Source organism: Vibrio sp. 10N.286.49.C3, from assembly GCF_041469545.1.
In the GTDB taxonomy this organism is placed as follows: Bacteria; Pseudomonadota; Gammaproteobacteria; order Enterobacterales; family Vibrionaceae; genus Vibrio; species Vibrio tasmaniensis_A.
Genome location: NZ_JBFRKT010000046.1, coordinates 48,883 through 63,556 on the forward strand (window position 1 = coordinate 48,883; position 14,674 = coordinate 63,556).

The 14,674-nt window shown below is 45.0% G+C and carries 17 protein-coding genes and 1 other RNA gene; 9 read left to right on the top strand and 9 right to left on the bottom strand.

The features are described from left to right. Positions 1-30: 30 nt before the first annotated feature. Genes AB4180_RS17350 through rpoE form a run of 4 tightly spaced genes read right to left on the bottom strand, consistent with a single transcriptional unit; the run spans position 31 to position 2,685 of the window. Entirely contained in the window at positions 31-501 is a 471-nt protein-coding gene (locus AB4180_RS17350) for a SoxR reducing system RseC family protein (protein WP_009847654.1), read from the bottom strand. Beyond that, positions 498-1,460: a sigma-E factor regulatory protein RseB gene (gene rseB, locus AB4180_RS17355; RefSeq protein ID WP_009847655.1), complete on the bottom strand. Its 963-nt coding sequence runs from the start codon at positions 1,458-1,460 to the stop codon at positions 498-500. The genes AB4180_RS17350 and rseB overlap by 4 nt, the downstream gene beginning before the upstream one ends. Then, positions 1,457-2,080 carry a sigma-E factor negative regulatory protein gene (locus AB4180_RS17360; protein ID WP_029223850.1) on the bottom strand — a complete coding sequence of 208 codons (624 nt, stop codon included), beginning with the start codon at positions 2,078-2,080 and terminating at the stop codon, positions 1,457-1,459. Before AB4180_RS17360 ends, rseB begins: the two co-directional genes overlap by 4 nt. A 26-nt stretch (positions 2,081-2,106) precedes the next feature. Next, on the bottom strand, positions 2,107-2,685 hold the full coding sequence (gene rpoE, locus AB4180_RS17365) for an RNA polymerase sigma factor RpoE (RefSeq protein WP_004735377.1): 579 nt from the start codon (positions 2,683-2,685) through the stop codon (positions 2,107-2,109). A gap of 389 nt (positions 2,686-3,074) precedes the next feature. Between rpoE and nadB the strand changes: the two genes are divergently transcribed. Next, on the top strand, positions 3,075-4,691 hold the full coding sequence (gene nadB / locus AB4180_RS17370) for an L-aspartate oxidase (protein ID WP_012604791.1): 1,617 nt from the start codon (positions 3,075-3,077) through the stop codon (positions 4,689-4,691). A 65-nt stretch (positions 4,692-4,756) separates the two neighbouring features. On the opposite strand, the gene AB4180_RS17375 is transcribed toward nadB, so the two are convergent. Beyond that, positions 4,757-5,197, bottom strand: a complete 441-nt coding sequence (locus AB4180_RS17375; protein WP_331284036.1) for a protein YgfX — start codon at positions 5,195-5,197, stop codon at positions 4,757-4,759. Then, positions 5,145-5,405 carry a succinate dehydrogenase assembly factor 2 gene (locus tag AB4180_RS17380; RefSeq protein WP_004735374.1) on the bottom strand — a complete coding sequence of 87 codons (261 nt, stop codon included), beginning with the start codon at positions 5,403-5,405 and terminating at the stop codon, positions 5,145-5,147. The genes AB4180_RS17375 and AB4180_RS17380 overlap by 53 nt, the downstream gene beginning before the upstream one ends. A 167-nt stretch (positions 5,406-5,572) precedes the next feature. On the opposite strand from AB4180_RS17380, the gene ygfZ reads away from it, so the two are divergent. The 3 genes from ygfZ (at position 5,573) to AB4180_RS17395 (ending at position 7,780) form a co-directional block, all read left to right on the top strand. Continuing rightward, entirely contained in the window at positions 5,573-6,544 is a 972-nt protein-coding gene (ygfZ, locus tag AB4180_RS17385; protein WP_102249682.1) for a tRNA-modifying protein YgfZ, read from the top strand. 4 nt (positions 6,545-6,548) lie between these two features. Further along, positions 6,549-7,010, top strand: coding sequence for an aminoacyl-tRNA deacylase (locus AB4180_RS17390; protein ID WP_017097293.1), 462 nt, complete (start codon positions 6,549-6,551; stop codon positions 7,008-7,010). Positions 7,011-7,573: 563 nt separating this feature from the next. Beyond that, complete coding sequence (locus tag AB4180_RS17395; RefSeq protein ID WP_009847660.1) at positions 7,574-7,780, top strand: DUF1107 domain-containing protein; 207 nt, start codon at positions 7,574-7,576, stop codon at positions 7,778-7,780. 150 nt (positions 7,781-7,930) lie between these two features. Here the strand turns inward: AB4180_RS17395 and AB4180_RS17400 are convergent, their stop codons facing one another. Genes AB4180_RS17400 through AB4180_RS17410 form a run of 3 tightly spaced genes read right to left on the bottom strand, consistent with a single transcriptional unit; the run spans position 7,931 to position 10,944 of the window. Continuing rightward, positions 7,931-9,154, bottom strand: a complete 1,224-nt coding sequence (locus AB4180_RS17400; protein ID WP_102249681.1) for an FAD-dependent 2-octaprenylphenol hydroxylase — start codon at positions 9,152-9,154, stop codon at positions 7,931-7,933. An 11-nt stretch (positions 9,155-9,165) separates the two neighbouring features. After that, positions 9,166-10,344: a 2-octaprenyl-6-methoxyphenyl hydroxylase gene (ubiH, locus tag AB4180_RS17405; RefSeq protein WP_017100742.1), complete on the bottom strand. Its 1,179-nt coding sequence runs from the start codon at positions 10,342-10,344 to the stop codon at positions 9,166-9,168. Positions 10,345-10,368: 24 nt separating this feature from the next. Then, the gene (locus AB4180_RS17410) at positions 10,369-10,944 is read right to left on the bottom strand and encodes a YecA family protein (RefSeq protein WP_004735367.1); all 576 of its coding nucleotides are present in this window, start codon (positions 10,942-10,944) and stop codon (positions 10,369-10,371) included. 307 nt (positions 10,945-11,251) lie between these two features. Here AB4180_RS17410 and zapA point away from each other — a divergent pair, with 307 nt between their 5' ends. From zapA to serA, 5 genes are all read left to right on the top strand, one after another. Further along, the gene (zapA, locus tag AB4180_RS17415) at positions 11,252-11,560 is read left to right on the top strand and encodes a cell division protein ZapA (RefSeq protein ID WP_004735366.1); all 309 of its coding nucleotides are present in this window, start codon (positions 11,252-11,254) and stop codon (positions 11,558-11,560) included. An 11-nt stretch (positions 11,561-11,571) separates the two neighbouring features. After that, positions 11,572-11,754: non-coding RNA, 6S RNA (gene ssrS / locus AB4180_RS17420), on the top strand. Between the two features lie 6 nt (positions 11,755-11,760). Continuing rightward, the gene (locus AB4180_RS17425; RefSeq protein ID WP_102249680.1) at positions 11,761-12,360 is read left to right on the top strand and encodes a 5-formyltetrahydrofolate cyclo-ligase; all 600 of its coding nucleotides are present in this window, start codon (positions 11,761-11,763) and stop codon (positions 12,358-12,360) included. 124 nt (positions 12,361-12,484) lie between these two features. Next, on the top strand, positions 12,485-13,141 hold the full coding sequence (gene rpiA, locus AB4180_RS17430; RefSeq protein ID WP_009847664.1) for a ribose-5-phosphate isomerase RpiA: 657 nt from the start codon (positions 12,485-12,487) through the stop codon (positions 13,139-13,141). 261 nt (positions 13,142-13,402) lie between these two features. Then, positions 13,403-14,632, top strand: a complete 1,230-nt coding sequence (gene serA, locus AB4180_RS17435; protein WP_017097288.1) for a phosphoglycerate dehydrogenase — start codon at positions 13,403-13,405, stop codon at positions 14,630-14,632. The last annotated feature ends 42 nt before the right edge of the window (positions 14,633-14,674 follow it).

A 14,674-nucleotide genomic window follows, 5' to 3' on the forward strand; every position in this document is an offset into this window, starting at 1 on the left:
ACCCAATTTAAGGGCAATAAGCATCATAAATTAGATGAGAGACTTGCCTAGGATTCTAATCAAGACAACTTCTTGCTTGGATTTGTCTTCCATTGGTTTAGCTAAGCGCTTCGCCAAACCAATACCACCAGCAGTAAACAGCGCTGCAGTTAAGATAACAATGCCCTCGCCCCCTTGGAGTAAGGGTTGTAACAAGAGTTGTCCAAAACCAGCACCAACCATCAACATGAAAAGCGGGATAAGATAAACAATAGCCGCAGACTGAAGTAGGCTTTTTTCTGGAAAGCCAATTTCTACGATCTGGCCTGCTTTGACTAGGCTTTGGGTTTTAAGCTGCCAAAACAAGGATTTATTGCCAACAGCCTTGGTCACAATACCCGTTCCGCAGCTTTTTTGAGATGAGCAACTGCTGCAACTGGTTTGTTGTTCGCAGCTCAGTTGAACAAAATATTGCTTACCTTTTTGTTCGACTGAGCTAACGGTTGCCAACGCAGTCATCATTGCGCTGGTGCCGGTTTATTGAACGTGACGGATTGAGCGATACGCTTGGCCGTTGCTGGCGGAATATCACCAACCACAGAGATTTCTTTGTCGCCAATCACTAAGCTGTGCAAGGTTCTTCGCCCTTGGCGTACCAGCTGTCCTTTCAATGAATGTTCGTCTTTATCGGCGATATAAACCGAAAAGCTAAATAATCCATCACTGAAAAGCTGGCTTTCAACCATTTTTTCGGTCGCAGCCATTTGGTAACGGCTGAGTTCTTTCGACTTAAATCCTTCTGGCACCCACGAGGCCTGCCAGTCGGTCTCGCTCACCAAGCCTTCTGGCAATGACAAAACCTTCGGCAATTTAGCTTGATTCAAGCCGCCCATTGCTTCTGCAATTTTATCGTTCACGACATAAGAGATAGTGCGGTACTGCTCAAGCACTTCGCCATCACGATCCAAAAGATCGGCACGCAAAGGAAGGTTGGTTTTCTCGTCGACCCAAACCACATAAGAGTATCGAAGGCCGTCTTTCGGCACTACGCGTAATACTTGCGTGGTACTGCCCGCCTCACGAGAACGCCCAACTTTTACAAAATCGTAGTATTGATTGAGAGAATCGATATCTCGATTAATCATCGGTATGACAGGTGCAACCATGCTGCCAGACTGAATAGTAAATGGCTCTGTACCCGGTTCGATGTAGCTAACTTCATTGCCACGTCGAATAACCTCACGAACAGGGCCGCTTAGATAAACAAGGTGTGCAAGTTGTTGGTCGTCGTTAACTGCATGACGATAAAGCAGAGGTTCAATACTGCTCTTCTTTATCAATATGTAGGAGAGTTCGTAATTTAGATGCTGACTGGCCTCGTTCATTTGATGTAACAAGGCCTTTGCAGTGGTTTCCTCTGCAAAGGCTGTTGGAGACATCAAGCTGAACAGTGTCAGTGCACTGACCAGGATTTTCTTCATTCAATATCCGATTCTAGGTGTGCATCTTCCATTGGCGATGCATCACTGTTTAATCTTAGTTGTAGCTCATAATCTTCTAACAATGCATGAACGCGTTTGCGTTGCTCTTGCATGTTAGCTTCAGATGCAGGTCTCTCAACAGAGTCACGCGTTAAGCTTACTGGTTCCGCAGAACCTGCAAATGGAATCGTCTGGAGTACAGGCAACTGCTCTGGAGCTGCGGGATCGCTGCCGCCGTATTGCTGAACACCTAATACAACTGCTAATGAAACACACGCTGCCACGGCAACTTGTCCAAACTGTTGTAACCACGCAGGAAGCTGACGCTTCGCTTGCTGAGGTTTAGGCTGCTCTTCTATCGGAGCAACAATAGGTTCAACATTCACTTGGTGCAGGTTCGACATTGAACCATGTGCAGGCTCATCATCAAGCGCTGCCGCTACACTGTTAGCAATGTTCCACTCTGGAGTTTCTGGCGCATCCCCACGCATAACATCACCAATTAAATGGTAACTCTGCCAGGTATCCATGCTTTCTTGATCAGATTCGAGATCTACTATGAGAGCTTTATCGATCGTTTCACCATCCATGAGTGCCGAAAGCTTTTCTTTATCAGCCATTATTTTCACCATAATTATTACAAGTTCTAGCGTTGTAAAAGAGGTTTAATTTTCTTTTCTACCGCTTCACGAGCTCGGAAAATACGCGAACGTACGGTTCCTACAGGGCAATCCATTACTTCTGCAATCTCTTCGTAGCTCAAACCTTCGAGCTCACGCAACGTCATTGCAGTTTTTAAGTCTTCGGGTAGCGCTTCAATCGCTCCAAAAACAACTTGTTTCAATTCGTTTGACAGCGTTAAGTTCTCAGGGTTCGATATTTCTTTTAACGCGCTGCCTGTTTCGTAATATTCTGCATCTTCTGCATCGACATCTGTTGCTGGCGGCCTGCGGCTCTGGGCAACAATATGATTTTTAGCGGTGTTCACGGCAATTCGGTACAACCATGTATAGAAAGCACTCTCACCACGAAAGTTAGGTATCGCGCGGTAAGCTTTAATAAAAGCTTCTTGTGCTACATCAGGTACATCACCGGAATTATTCACGTATCGAGAGATAAGATTACAAACTTTGTTTTGATACTTAACCACTAATAAGTTAAATGCCTGCTTATCTCCACTCTGAACTCGCTCAATCAACACTTGATCGGTTAGCTGCTCGTTCATTCGAGCGGGTACTCCTATTGTTATAACCCTTACCTTCACAGATATGGGTACTAATTATGCGAAATGTAGTATTGACACCACCGTCTACAAGAGCACTATTGTGACTAAGCCAAATACCGAAAGTTCCAACTTTCCTAAAATTATTTGCCATTATTGTTTCACAATGTGATGTAATAAAAATAGTTATCCCTATCAATTTGGGGAAACTTGAGCAAAAGCAATGGTATTGAGCAATTAAATATTTCTAGATAGCTGTCTATATATTGATTTTGTGTCGTGTTTTAGGATGACTAGGGAAAGATTATAACAGTCTTACCCAAACTCCTAAAACAAGACGAAGTCAATTGAGCATGGACAACTCGACTATAGCCCGGGATTTAATAAGTTTTATGAACGCAAACCGTGAACATCAGTGTGATGTATTAGTGGTAGGAAGTGGTGCGGCAGGCTTGTCATTAGCCTTACGCGTAGCAGAACATGCAAAAGTAATTGTATTAAGCAAAGGACCACGCAGCGAAGGATCGACGTATTACGCACAAGGTGGTATTGCGGCGGTGTTCGATGAATCGGACAGTATTGAGTCTCATGTAGAAGATACTCAAATTGCTGGGGCTGGGTTATGCGAAGAAGATACAGTTCAATTCATTGCTGAAAATGCTAAAGAGTGTGTGCAATGGCTGATTGATGGTGGTGTTCCATTTGATAAAGATGAGAACAGCACAGAAGGCCAACCAAAATATCACCTCACTCGTGAGGGCGGCCACAGTCACCGCAGAATTCTGCACGCTGCCGATGCAACTGGCATGGCGATGCAAACCTCACTGCAAGATAACGTCAAGAATCACCCAAATATCGAGATCTTCGAGCGTCACAATGCGCTGGATTTAATCACTGAAGATAAGATAGGTGGTTCGAAAGACAAGGTTATCGGTGCCTATATTTGGAACCGTAACCAAGAACACGTTGAAACCGTGCGCGCTAAATTTGTTGTATTAGCAACAGGCGGCGCTTCAAAGGTTTACCAATACACCTCTAACCCAGATGTCTCTTCAGGTGATGGTATTGCTATCGCTTGGCGTGCGGGTTGTCGTGTGGCAAACCTTGAGTTCAACCAGTTCCACCCGACTTGCTTATTCCACCCAGAAGCGCGTAACTTCCTACTAACGGAAGCATTGCGTGGTGAAGGTGCCTATTTACGTCGCCCAGATGGCTCTCGCTTTATGAAGGACTTCGATGAGCGCGGTGAATTGGCTCCACGTGATGTGGTTGCTCGTGCGATTGACTTTGAAATGAAGCGCTTAGGTGCTGACTGCATGTATGTTGATATCAGCCACAAACCTGAAGAATTCATCACGACGCATTTCCCAATGATCCATACTCGCTTGATGGATTTGGGGATTGATATGACCAAAGAACCGATTCCAATCGTACCGGCAGCTCACTACACTTGTGGTGGTGTCATGGTGAATAAGCAAGGTCAAACCGACTTAACTAACCTATATGCAATTGGCGAAGTGAGTTATACCGGCTTGCACGGTGCAAACCGTATGGCTTCAAACTCACTGCTTGAGTGTGTGGTATACGCGTGGGCAGCCGCAAAAGATATCGTTGAAAACATCGACCAATCTCAACTGTGCGCTGAACTTCCGGCATGGGATGAAAGCCAAGTCACAAACAGTGATGAAGAAGTGATCATTCAACACAACTGGCACGAGCTAAGACTGTTCATGTGGGATTACATGGGTATTGTTCGAACGGACAAACGCCTTGAACGTGCAATGCGCCGCATTCAGATGTTGCAGCAGGAAACTCATGAGTACTACAGCTACTTTAAGGTTTCAAATAACCTATTAGAACTGCGTAACTTACTACAAGTGGCTGAGTTGATGGTTCGCTGTGCAATGCAACGTAAAGAGAGCCGCGGCCTACACTACACGCTGGATTACCCAGAACTTGCTGAAGACAGCGGCCCAACCATTCTGACACCAGAGAAAAACCAGTCTTAATTTTTGGTCATGGAAAAAGACGACAGGGAGCCTAGCGCTCCCTTTCTTTTATCTTTGGTTCTTGTTTATCCAATGCTTTCGTTTATCAAACGGACTCGTTGTAAATGCGCCAAGAAGTGTCGATATTCACGTTCATTGCAACTATCTCGCCACAACAAGACTGAATATCCGCACTCAAACTGCAATTTAACGAAGAACTGCGCCCAAATCTTATCAACGGACTTAAGTGTGTAGGCTTGTTCATTGAGTCGGACCTCGCCATCTTCTTTATAGTCAAAGCACCCATGTGCTGTAATCAAGATTACATGATTGGCTTTAAACAAACTGAACACTAAAGCTAAACAATAGAGGGCAACAGCGAGTGGAATAGAAGAGAAAACGATGAAAAACAAAAGGCACCCAAAAACAGTGCCTTTTGCAAATAATGCGGAATACGAAGGGTTAAGCTGAAGCTTAACGAACCTTGCTGAGGTTATGCGCGACAATTTTATCAACCATTGAAGCATGGCCTAGGTTTTCACTGCGTCCGTGTCCCATTACCCAAGTAAACAGGTCTGGGTCATCACACTCTAATAGAGAAACAAACTCACGCTGCTCCTGCTCTTGCAATGAATCAAAACACTCTTCGAAAAATGGCATGATAACTACGTCAAGTTCCAACATGCCACGACGGCAACCCCATTTAATTCGTGCTTTCTGCTCTGCAGTGTACATTGGCTATCCTCACCTATAATTTTTCTTTCTCGGAGTGTAACAAGTCATACGCTCTGCAACTACTATGTGAGTCACAGTCCCTATCTAAGCTCACAAAAAAACCTAAGCTGACAAAGAAACAGAACCGGATTAACATAGAGCCAAATAAAATTCTTAGGAAAGATAAAATGGATTGGAAAAACACATTTCAGCCGCTCGCTCATACGCAAAATGAATCGCTTCCAGAACTGATGATGACACACGTGTCAGATTGGAGCGCAATTACCATGATAGGCGATGACAAAAAGTCGTACCTACAAGGTCAAGTAACGTGCGATGTCGTCACTCTTCCTAATGATGAATCCACGTTAGGCGCGCATTGTGATGCGAAAGGAAAGGTTTGGAGTATCTTTCGTTTGTTCCACCACAATGGTGGCTACGCTCTTATGCAGCCTAAGTCTGCGATTGAAATCGAATTAGTTGAAATCAAGAAATACGCCGTATTCTCTAAGGTTGATATCGAGCAAACGTCTGACGTTGTTATCGGTGTGATGGGCGCGTCAGCTGATCAATACATTGACTCAATTTCAGAAAGCCAAGGTAAAGTGCGTGTAATCTCTGGTGGCACCGCTGTTCAAGTCTCTGACAACCGTTGGGCTCTACTTGTTACGCAAGAAGCAGCAGAAGCCTTGGTATCAAGCAGCACTGCAGAAAAAGTATCAGAAGCGCTTTGGCAGTATCATGAAATTCTTGATGCTCAGCCGAACCTATCGAAAGCAGAGCAAAACGAACACATCCCTCAAGCACTCAACCTGCAAGCGATTGGCGGTATCAGCTTTTCAAAAGGCTGTTACACAGGTCAAGAAACAGTTGCTCGTGCTAAATACCGTGGCATGAACAAGCGTGAAATGCGCATTGTTTCAGGAACGAGTTCAGATGTATTGTCTCTAGAGAATACGATTGATCTAGAGCGCAGCGTAGGTGAGAACTGGCGCGGTGCAGGCCGACTATTAAACGTCTATCAATTTGCTGATAATCAGGCGATTGGTTTGATGGTGTTGCCAAACAACCTTGATGACGATGTTCAGCTTCGATTGACTGCACAACCTGAGAAAATATGGAACATTCTGCCACTGCCTTACAGCCTTGACGAAGAGTAGCCACGTGGAAACACTGATTACACAATGGTTGGATCAACAGCAGGTGGACTATCGCCTGCTGGTGCAAAGCAAGCCAACCACCAGCATCGAAGAGACAGCGCAAGAACGAGGTATTAATGCCTCTCAAATGGTCAAGTGCATCCTGCTTAAGGATATGGGAAACCAGTATGCGTTGGCCTGTACTCTTGGCGATCGCTCTATCGATCCAAAGAAAGTACGCTCGGTACTGAATTGCCGTCGAATGACCTGCGTATCACTCGCTGATGTTGAAGCCATCACCGGCTTTAAAGCTGGATGTGTTGGGCCTATTGCTCTAAAGAGATACATGCCGATCATTTTTGATCCTTCCATTCAGAGCAACTCGACCGTTACCATTAGCTCGGGAGATCGAATGGCTGGCGTTGCGTTGGATCCCAATGATCTCATAGCACTATGTGCACCGATCGTCGCTGACATCAGTCGATGAACGTTTCGAACAGATCATGCTTCGCAAACTTCATTTCAATATTTCATTGAGTACATTTTTAGTGTGAACTTCGTCATAAGAAAAACACACCCACCCTAAATAGTTACTCAAAATAAAAGCATAAGTAGTCACAAGGTTGAATTTGCGTTATTGTAATTTTACTGACTAGCCTTTAAGCAAATCAGTACAAGTGAATCCACTGAGTAACATCAGTATCCACTTTTGTGTAATGCATCTGTGACTATTCGCCCGTTTTAGATGGGCTTTTTTTTTGTTCAAAATTTACAATTTGATTACACAAACAAAAAAATCCCGCCTATTCTTATACTTGTAACATTAGCACTGCTTAATACCGGACAGGAAAGTTCGTAGCAGTTCACTACTCAGTACTATTTTGGGGAGGAGCTCACGTAAAAATAGATATTTACTGAAGAAAGTGCTTAGAACAGCACAAATATCTAATTAACGTCAACTCTACTGCATATTACTCCATGCTTATCACAATAATTATCTCGGAGTTTTTCTATAATATGCAGGCTAGGTAAATATAAGGATAATTAAAAATGAGACTGTTTAAGCGCTATACACCGAGTATGATTGCTAAACATGTAAGTCGACTTTTCAAAGGACGAATCTACATTTACGGCGTAGGTAAATTTGAGTTTGATAACGGTAAACTCGTACTACCAGACCGAGCAGAGAAGCGTCACTTCCAAACCGTGAAAGAAATAAATAGTGAAATCATGAAACTGCGCTGCGCGTACGCATGATCTGATAGTCTAAAGAATTAAAAACAAAAAGGGTTGGCATTATGCCAACCCTTTTTTCGTGTTCAGATTGAGTCAATGGCAATCAGCTCCAGCTGCTGTGACCATCAACAACGGCTCACCCGTGCGCGACTATTGATTTGCGATTGTTGATTATTGGTGCGTAACTGGACGCTTGGCTAGATCAGGAAGATTGCCCGACAACCCCAGCGCTCGCTTCATTATCTCATCTTTCGCACCCGGTAATTGACCAGCAAGCTTCATACCGATACCACGAATCAGCTTCTTAGCCGGATTATCGCCTTCAAACAGATCTTTAAAGCCCTGCATTGAAGCAATCATTTTCGCCGCCTCAGCTTTTCTCCAGCGCTCATAGCCACGAAGGTTGCGCTTGGTGCCAATATCCTCACCAGAAGCCCATAGCGTTAACAGCTCTTGCGCTAAGCTTGCTGCGTCTAATAGACCAAGGTTCACACCTTGCCCTGCTAATGGGTGAATAGTATGAGCAGCATCACCCACCAAAGCGACACGCTCTACAGCAAAGTCACGTGCATAACGCATGCGCAGTGGGAAGGCAAAACGGTCACCAACCACTTCGCATAATCCAAGCTTTGAGTCGAACTCTGCCGTTAGCTGCTTATTAAAATCAGCATCCGACATTGATACAAGCTTCTCGGCACGATTAGGCTCCGTAGACCAAACTATCGAGCTCATATTCGTTGGTTGCATTGGCAGGAACGCCAACGGCCCTTGCGGTGTAAATATTTGACGAGCAACGCTATGGTGCTGCTCTGAGGTTTTTATGTTCGCGACAATCGCACTGTGGCCGTAATCCCAATGAGTTAATGGGATATCTTGTTGCTTGCGAACCCAAGAGTTTGCACCGTCAGCTCCAACAACTAACTTTGCTGTCAGCGCTTGGCCGTTGTCTAACGTTAGCCATGCTTCGCTCTCACCAATCGCCATCGTTTTACACGTTGCAGGCATGTATAGGCTGACGTTATCTTGCTTCTTAACCTGATCAAGCAGCGCTAATTGGATTACGCGGTTTTCTACAATATGGCCTAGGTTAGGCTGTGCTAAGCGTGTTGAGTCAAACTCAATGCGAGCAAAGCTGTCTTGTTCCCACACTTCCATCGCTTGGTAGGGCGCAGCACGTCTTTGTTCGATACCTTGCCATGCGCCTAGATTGCGAAGAATCACTTCACTCGAGCGGCTCAATGCCGACACACGCACATCAGGCAATTCGCTAAGCCCTTCGTTAGGCGCTCTGCCTTCAATGACCGCAATTCTTAGATCGCTGTCTTTCAGTGCAGCCGCAAGCGCTAGGCCAACCATGCCACCGCCAACAATCGCGATATCAACACTTTGCATCATTATTTATTACCTTATCTTTCTACTAGGCCAAGCGTATGACGCAAAAGTGGACCTTTAAGTGGTGGGAGGTTATCAATTACGGCTAACCCAAGGTTTCGCCCAATACGAGCGGTCAAAAAATCGTTTGAGAACAGATGAACTAGGCTTGAAGTCAACGTAATCGTCGTGTCTCTGTCTTGTTCTCTGCGCTTTCTAAAGTTAACAAGACCTGTGTAACGACCTACATCATCCAATTGAGTACATAATTCTTCCGCCAAGGAAGCCACATCACGAATGCCAAGATTAAAACCTTGCCCCGCAATAGGGTGAAGTGTTTGAGCAGCATTGCCAACAATGGCAAATCGATGAGAGATATTTTGCTGTCGGTGGCGAAGAATCAGTGGGTAGCTCGCACGCTTACCGACTTTCTCTAATCGGCCAAGTCGCCAACCGAAGTCATTCTGTAACTGCTCAAGAAATTCGTTGTCGTTTAAGGCCACCACTTTTTGTGCTTGTTCCGGTGACAAACACCAAACTAGCGATAAACGGTTGTCGCTCATCGGTAACAGAGCAACTGGCCCATGATGAGTAAAACGCTCAAAGGCTCGACCTTGATGGGGCTCACTAGCAACAATATTGGCAATCACAGCGACTTGTTCAAAGTCATGTTCGCTCAATGGGATATTCAGTTGCTGACAACAGGTTGAGATAGCACCGTCAGCTGCAACCAATAACTTAGTGCTTACTGTCTGCCCACTTGTCAGCTCAATCGTCGTTAACGATTCATTACGTTCAACGGTTCTAACAGACTCAGGGCAAAGCATCGTAATTGCAGCTTCTGATTCAAGCTTCTGCTGATAGATTCGCCCCACATCCGCCAACTCCACCACATAGCCAAGCGCATCAACAGCAAGATCTTCACTGTAGATGTCTGTCATCCCAGCATGACCTCGATCTGATACATGAATATCTTTGATCGGGGTTGCTACGGGAGCGATAGATTGCCACAACTGCAAAGAATCGAGGATCTGCACCGTGCCATAAGACAAAGCAATCGAACGAGAATCAAAGCCTGGGTGAGCTTGATGATCAACCTGATAAGGCTCTACTACCGCGATCGATAGAGAACCTTGACTAAGGTGATTCAGAGCAAGGGCTAAGGTCGCCCCCGCCATTGCGCCACCAGCAATTACAACATCATACTGAGCCATTATAACCTCAAACCGACAAGCGGATTAATGAATGGTTGGAGCTGCATCTTCAGATGGGCGAGCACCGAATTCAGCATGAATCGTTAGTGCACACGCTTTTACGTGTTCAATAACGTGCTCTAGAAGCTGCGCTTGCTCTTCCATATCATCGTCTTCGTCAATGCCTAGCTTTGCCATCTCTTCAAGATCAGCTAATGCTTCTTTGGTACCGTCAGACGCTTTATTCAATTGAGCGCCAACCAAGCCTAAACCAGAGATAAAGTGGTTAATCCAATCTGACACACCATCAGCCAAATCAAACAAGCTTGCGCTTGCGTCTTCATCAGGCAGCAACATAGACAGTTCCATGCCTGAACCTGTGATTTCGCTGGTCGTCACCTTTAATGTCGCTTCCGCTAACGTTAATGCGCGATCTGGCCACCCCATGCCTTCATTGGTGTAATCAAAGATAAGTGGTTGCCAGCTTTTATCTGCTAGGTTTAAGCCTCCGCTCAACATACCCGTTAATAAACCATGCATCTCAGCAGGATTTACGGCTAGGCTTGCCGATTGAAGTTCAGTCGCAACCGTTAGGTAGTCAGGTAAAGTAGTTTCGCTCATCAGATAGCTCGCTCAGTTATTCTTTATATCGATAGTATAATCGTACCACTTCACCCCAATTCTGGTAAGCGTCGATCCTGAGCAATTGAAGGATGACTGACTACCAATTGTTCAATTTGCTGAATTACTGTGTGCTCAAGCTCTCATTTACAAACAGTCACTCTGAAAAGCTTGAATCTTAATAGCGGTTTACCTATAGTTTCTCCCTCAGAGGAGATTGCTTCCTCATCGGTACTTGCACTTTTTCTTTCTCAAAAAATGATAAAGAGCAACAGCCTTAAATAGTGCGTTAAAGAGTTCATCCATCATGAGTAATCAAGCGGTAGACGTTGAAATATTAGGAAAACTGACTCGAGTGAATTGTCCCCCAGGGCAAGAAGAGTCATTGATTGCAGCGGCGGCCGATCTTGATAATCGATTGAAAGAGATGGCTGAACGTACTAAGGTAACCAATGAAGTGAAGCTGCTAACGATCGCAGCTCTGAACATTTGCTATGAATTACAAACCAAGAAGTTTGAAGCAAATGATGAACAAAACGCACTGACCGAGCGAATGGAACAGCTCACGACATCACTTTCAGATGTCCTCAGTAAAGTTAAGCACGGACAGCAATAGCGTACACAAAATTTACCCTGGAGTGTTTGTCAGAGGATTCACGTCCCCGAGCCGATAAGCAATCCCTAAGGGTTAGTACTTGAGTGCTATTGAGCATGCTCGGTCCGCCGAGAAGCCTACGGTAATCATTGCTGATCCGCCTTGAACTCGCTGGTTCAAGGGCCATCTATTCTCAACGGCACTTTGGGGTATCCCTTCTTATGAAGACGCTCACACGCAGCGAATTTCGCAAACAGATCCGCATCAAACGTAACTCCCTATCTAGCGAACAACAAACTCAATCCGGGATAGACTTAGTTAAGCAGTGTGCTCAGCTTGATGAAGTTCAATCTGCTCAGCATATTGCACTCTATATATCCATCGATGGCGAACTCGATACCCAGCCTTTAATTGAATGGTTATGGGCGCAAGGTAAGCAAACTTATTTACCAGTATTGCACCCCTTCTCGGCCGGACACCTGCTGTTTCTGCACCACTCGCCAAGCACACCGACGGTTTTGAATAAGTACGGAATCGTTGAACCTCAGCTCAATCAATTGCTCGTCAAACCATGCCAACAACTCGATCTTATTCTCACACCATTAGTGGGCTTTGACTCTCAGGGGCATCGCTTAGGAATGGGCGGTGGATATTACGATCGCACCTTGGCTCGATGGTTCGAGACGGGTAATGGCGCAACGCCAATTGGTTTGGCTCATGATTGCCAGCATGTCGATACACTGCCAATTGAAGGTTGGGACATTCCGTTACCTAAAATCGTGACTCCGAGTAAAACTTGGCAATGGGAAAACAACCATTAAAGCGCTATAATCGCGCCGCAAACGTTAACCTCGATATCCAAAAGTTACCCCAATATCTAAACGTTAACTTCATCATTACGCAAACGATCAATTCAAAGCGCAAGACCTTATTCAGGAGAATGGCATGACTCAAGATGAAATGAAAAAAGCAGCGGGCTGGGCAGCACTTCAATATGTTGAAGAAGGCAGCATTGTAGGTGTAGGTACTGGCTCAACAGTAAATCACTTCATCGACGCACTTGGCACAATGAAAGACAAAATCAAGGGTGCGGTTTCAAGCTCTGTAGCCTCTACTGAAAAACTAGAAGCGCTAGAAATCAAAGTATTCGAATGCAACGACGTATTCAAGCTAGACATCTATGTTGATGGCGCTGACGAGATTAACGGTTCTCGCGATATGATCAAAGGCGGCGGCGCTGCTTTGACTCGTGAAAAAATCGTAGCAGCTATCTCTGATAAGTTTATTTGTATCGTTGATGGTACCAAAGCAGTTGATGTGTTGGGTAAATTCCCACTGCCTGTTGAAGTTATCCCAATGGCACGCTCATACGTTGCTCGTGAATTAGTAAAACTTGGTGGTGACCCAGTTTACCGCGAAGGCTGCACAACCGATAACGGCAACGTGATCCTAGATGTGTACGGCATGGCGATCGAAAACCCAAAACAGCTAGAAGATATCATCAATGGTATCGCTGGTGTGGTAACGGTTGGTCTGTTCGCTCACCGTGGTGCTGATGTAGTTATCACTGGCACGCCTGAAGGTGCAAAAATCGAAGAATAAATAATAGAAGATTGAGTTTTTCTGTTACTTCATTACAGACGGTGCCCTAGGGCGCCGTTTTTTTTGCTTTATTGCTGTAAAATTATGTCTTATTCCGTAATTTTCTTACCCAAAACATTTTTTTTTTGTTACTTTATTGTTCAGAAGACGCACAGGGAAAACGTTTGTCTCCTAACAAAGTGGTGAATTTGTTCCCCTTTCAGCCATTTTGTAGCACGTGCGCCGCATTTGCCCAACCTTTCCATTTTAAGGACGAGAACAATGGCCAAAGTTTCACTGGAAAAAGAAAAAATAAAAATTCTACTTCTAGAAGGTCTTCACCCTTCTTCTGTAGAAGTACTGCAAGCCGCTGGTTACACAAACATTGAGTACCACAAAGGCTCACTACCTGAAGATGAACTTCTTGAAGCAGTTAAAGATGCTCACTTCATTGGTATCCGTTCTCGCACCAACATCTCCCAAGAAGTTATTGATGCGGCTGAAAAGCTGGTTGCTGTCGGTTGTTTCTGTATTGGTACTAACCAAGTCAACCTTCAAGCAGCAGCAAAGCGCGGTATCCCTGTTTTCAATGCACCGTTCTCCAACACTCGAAGTGTTGCCGAACTCGTTCTAGGTCAGGTTCTATTACTGCTTCGCGGTATCCCAGAGAAGAATGCTCTTGCTCACCGTGGTATCTGGAAAAAGAGTGCAGACAACTCTTACGAAGCTCGTGGTAAGCGTTTAGGTATTATTGGCTACGGTCACATCGGCACTCAGCTGGGTATTATTGCTGAAAACCTTGGTATGCGTGTTTACTTTTACGATATCGAAAACAAGCTGTCTCTAGGTAATGCCACTCAAGTTCATACTATGACCGAGTTGCTGAACAAGTGTGACGTGATCTCTTTACACGTACCTGAAACCAATGAAACTAAAGACATGATGGGTAAAGAAGAGTTCGAGCGTATGAAGCCTGGCTCTATCTTTATCAATGCAGCTCGTGGCACGGTAGTTGACATCCCTGCTCTGTGTGGCGCTCTGGATTCTGGTCACCTGTCTGGTGCGGCTATTGATGTTTTCCCAACAGAACCAAAAACCAATGCAGACCCGTTTGAGTCTCCATTAATGCAGTTCGATAACGTGATTCTAACGCCTCACGTGGGTGGTTCAACTCAAGAAGCACAAGAGAACATCGGCGTAGAAGTTGCTGGTAAACTAGCGAAATACTCTGATAACGGCTCTACGCTATCAAGTGTTAACTTCCCAGAGGTATCACTGCCATTGCATACAGGTACTTCTCGTTTGCTACACATCCATGAGAACCGCCCAGGTATCCTAACTCAGATCAACACCATCTTCGCAGAAGAAGGGATCAACATCGCGGGTCAGTACCTACAGACTGCAGCAGATATGGGTTATGTTGTTATCGATGTAGAAGCCGATCGCTCTGAAGAAGCACTGCTTAAACTGAAAGAGATCGAAGGCACAATCCGTGCTCGTCTTCTTCACTAATCATCGCACTCAAAATGCATAAAAAAGGCTCTCATCATGAGA

Excerpts from the sequence above, each read along its gene's own strand:
- AB4180_RS17350 (WP_009847654.1), bottom strand. The coding sequence starts at position 501 with ATGATGACTGCGTTGGCAACCGTTAGCTCAGTCGAACAAAAAGGTAAG.
- rseB (WP_009847655.1), bottom strand. The coding sequence starts at position 1,460 with ATGAAGAAAATCCTGGTCAGTGCACTGACACTGTTCAGCTTGATGTCT.
- AB4180_RS17360 (WP_029223850.1), bottom strand. The coding sequence starts at position 2,080 with ATGGCTGATAAAGAAAAGCTTTCGGCACTCATGGATGGTGAAACGATC.
- rpoE (WP_004735377.1), bottom strand. The coding sequence starts at position 2,685 with ATGAACGAGCAGCTAACCGATCAAGTGTTGATTGAGCGAGTTCAGAGT.
- nadB (WP_012604791.1), top strand. The coding sequence starts at position 3,075 with ATGAACGCAAACCGTGAACATCAGTGTGATGTATTAGTGGTAGGAAGT.
- AB4180_RS17375 (WP_331284036.1), bottom strand. The coding sequence starts at position 5,197 with ATGCTTCAATGGTTGATAAAATTGTCGCGCATAACCTCAGCAAGGTTC.
- AB4180_RS17380 (WP_004735374.1), bottom strand. The coding sequence starts at position 5,405 with ATGTACACTGCAGAGCAGAAAGCACGAATTAAATGGGGTTGCCGTCGT.
- ygfZ (WP_102249682.1), top strand. The coding sequence starts at position 5,573 with ATGGATTGGAAAAACACATTTCAGCCGCTCGCTCATACGCAAAATGAA.
- AB4180_RS17395 (WP_009847660.1), top strand. The coding sequence starts at position 7,574 with ATGAGACTGTTTAAGCGCTATACACCGAGTATGATTGCTAAACATGTA.
- AB4180_RS17400 (WP_102249681.1), bottom strand. The coding sequence starts at position 9,154 with ATGATGCAAAGTGTTGATATCGCGATTGTTGGCGGTGGCATGGTTGGC.
- ubiH (WP_017100742.1), bottom strand. The coding sequence starts at position 10,344 with ATGGCTCAGTATGATGTTGTAATTGCTGGTGGCGCAATGGCGGGGGCG.
- AB4180_RS17410 (WP_004735367.1), bottom strand. The coding sequence starts at position 10,944 with ATGAGCGAAACTACTTTACCTGACTACCTAACGGTTGCGACTGAACTT.
- zapA (WP_004735366.1), top strand. The coding sequence starts at position 11,252 with ATGAGTAATCAAGCGGTAGACGTTGAAATATTAGGAAAACTGACTCGA.
- AB4180_RS17425 (WP_102249680.1), top strand. The coding sequence starts at position 11,761 with ATGAAGACGCTCACACGCAGCGAATTTCGCAAACAGATCCGCATCAAA.
- rpiA (WP_009847664.1), top strand. The coding sequence starts at position 12,485 with ATGACTCAAGATGAAATGAAAAAAGCAGCGGGCTGGGCAGCACTTCAA.
- serA (WP_017097288.1), top strand. The coding sequence starts at position 13,403 with ATGGCCAAAGTTTCACTGGAAAAAGAAAAAATAAAAATTCTACTTCTA.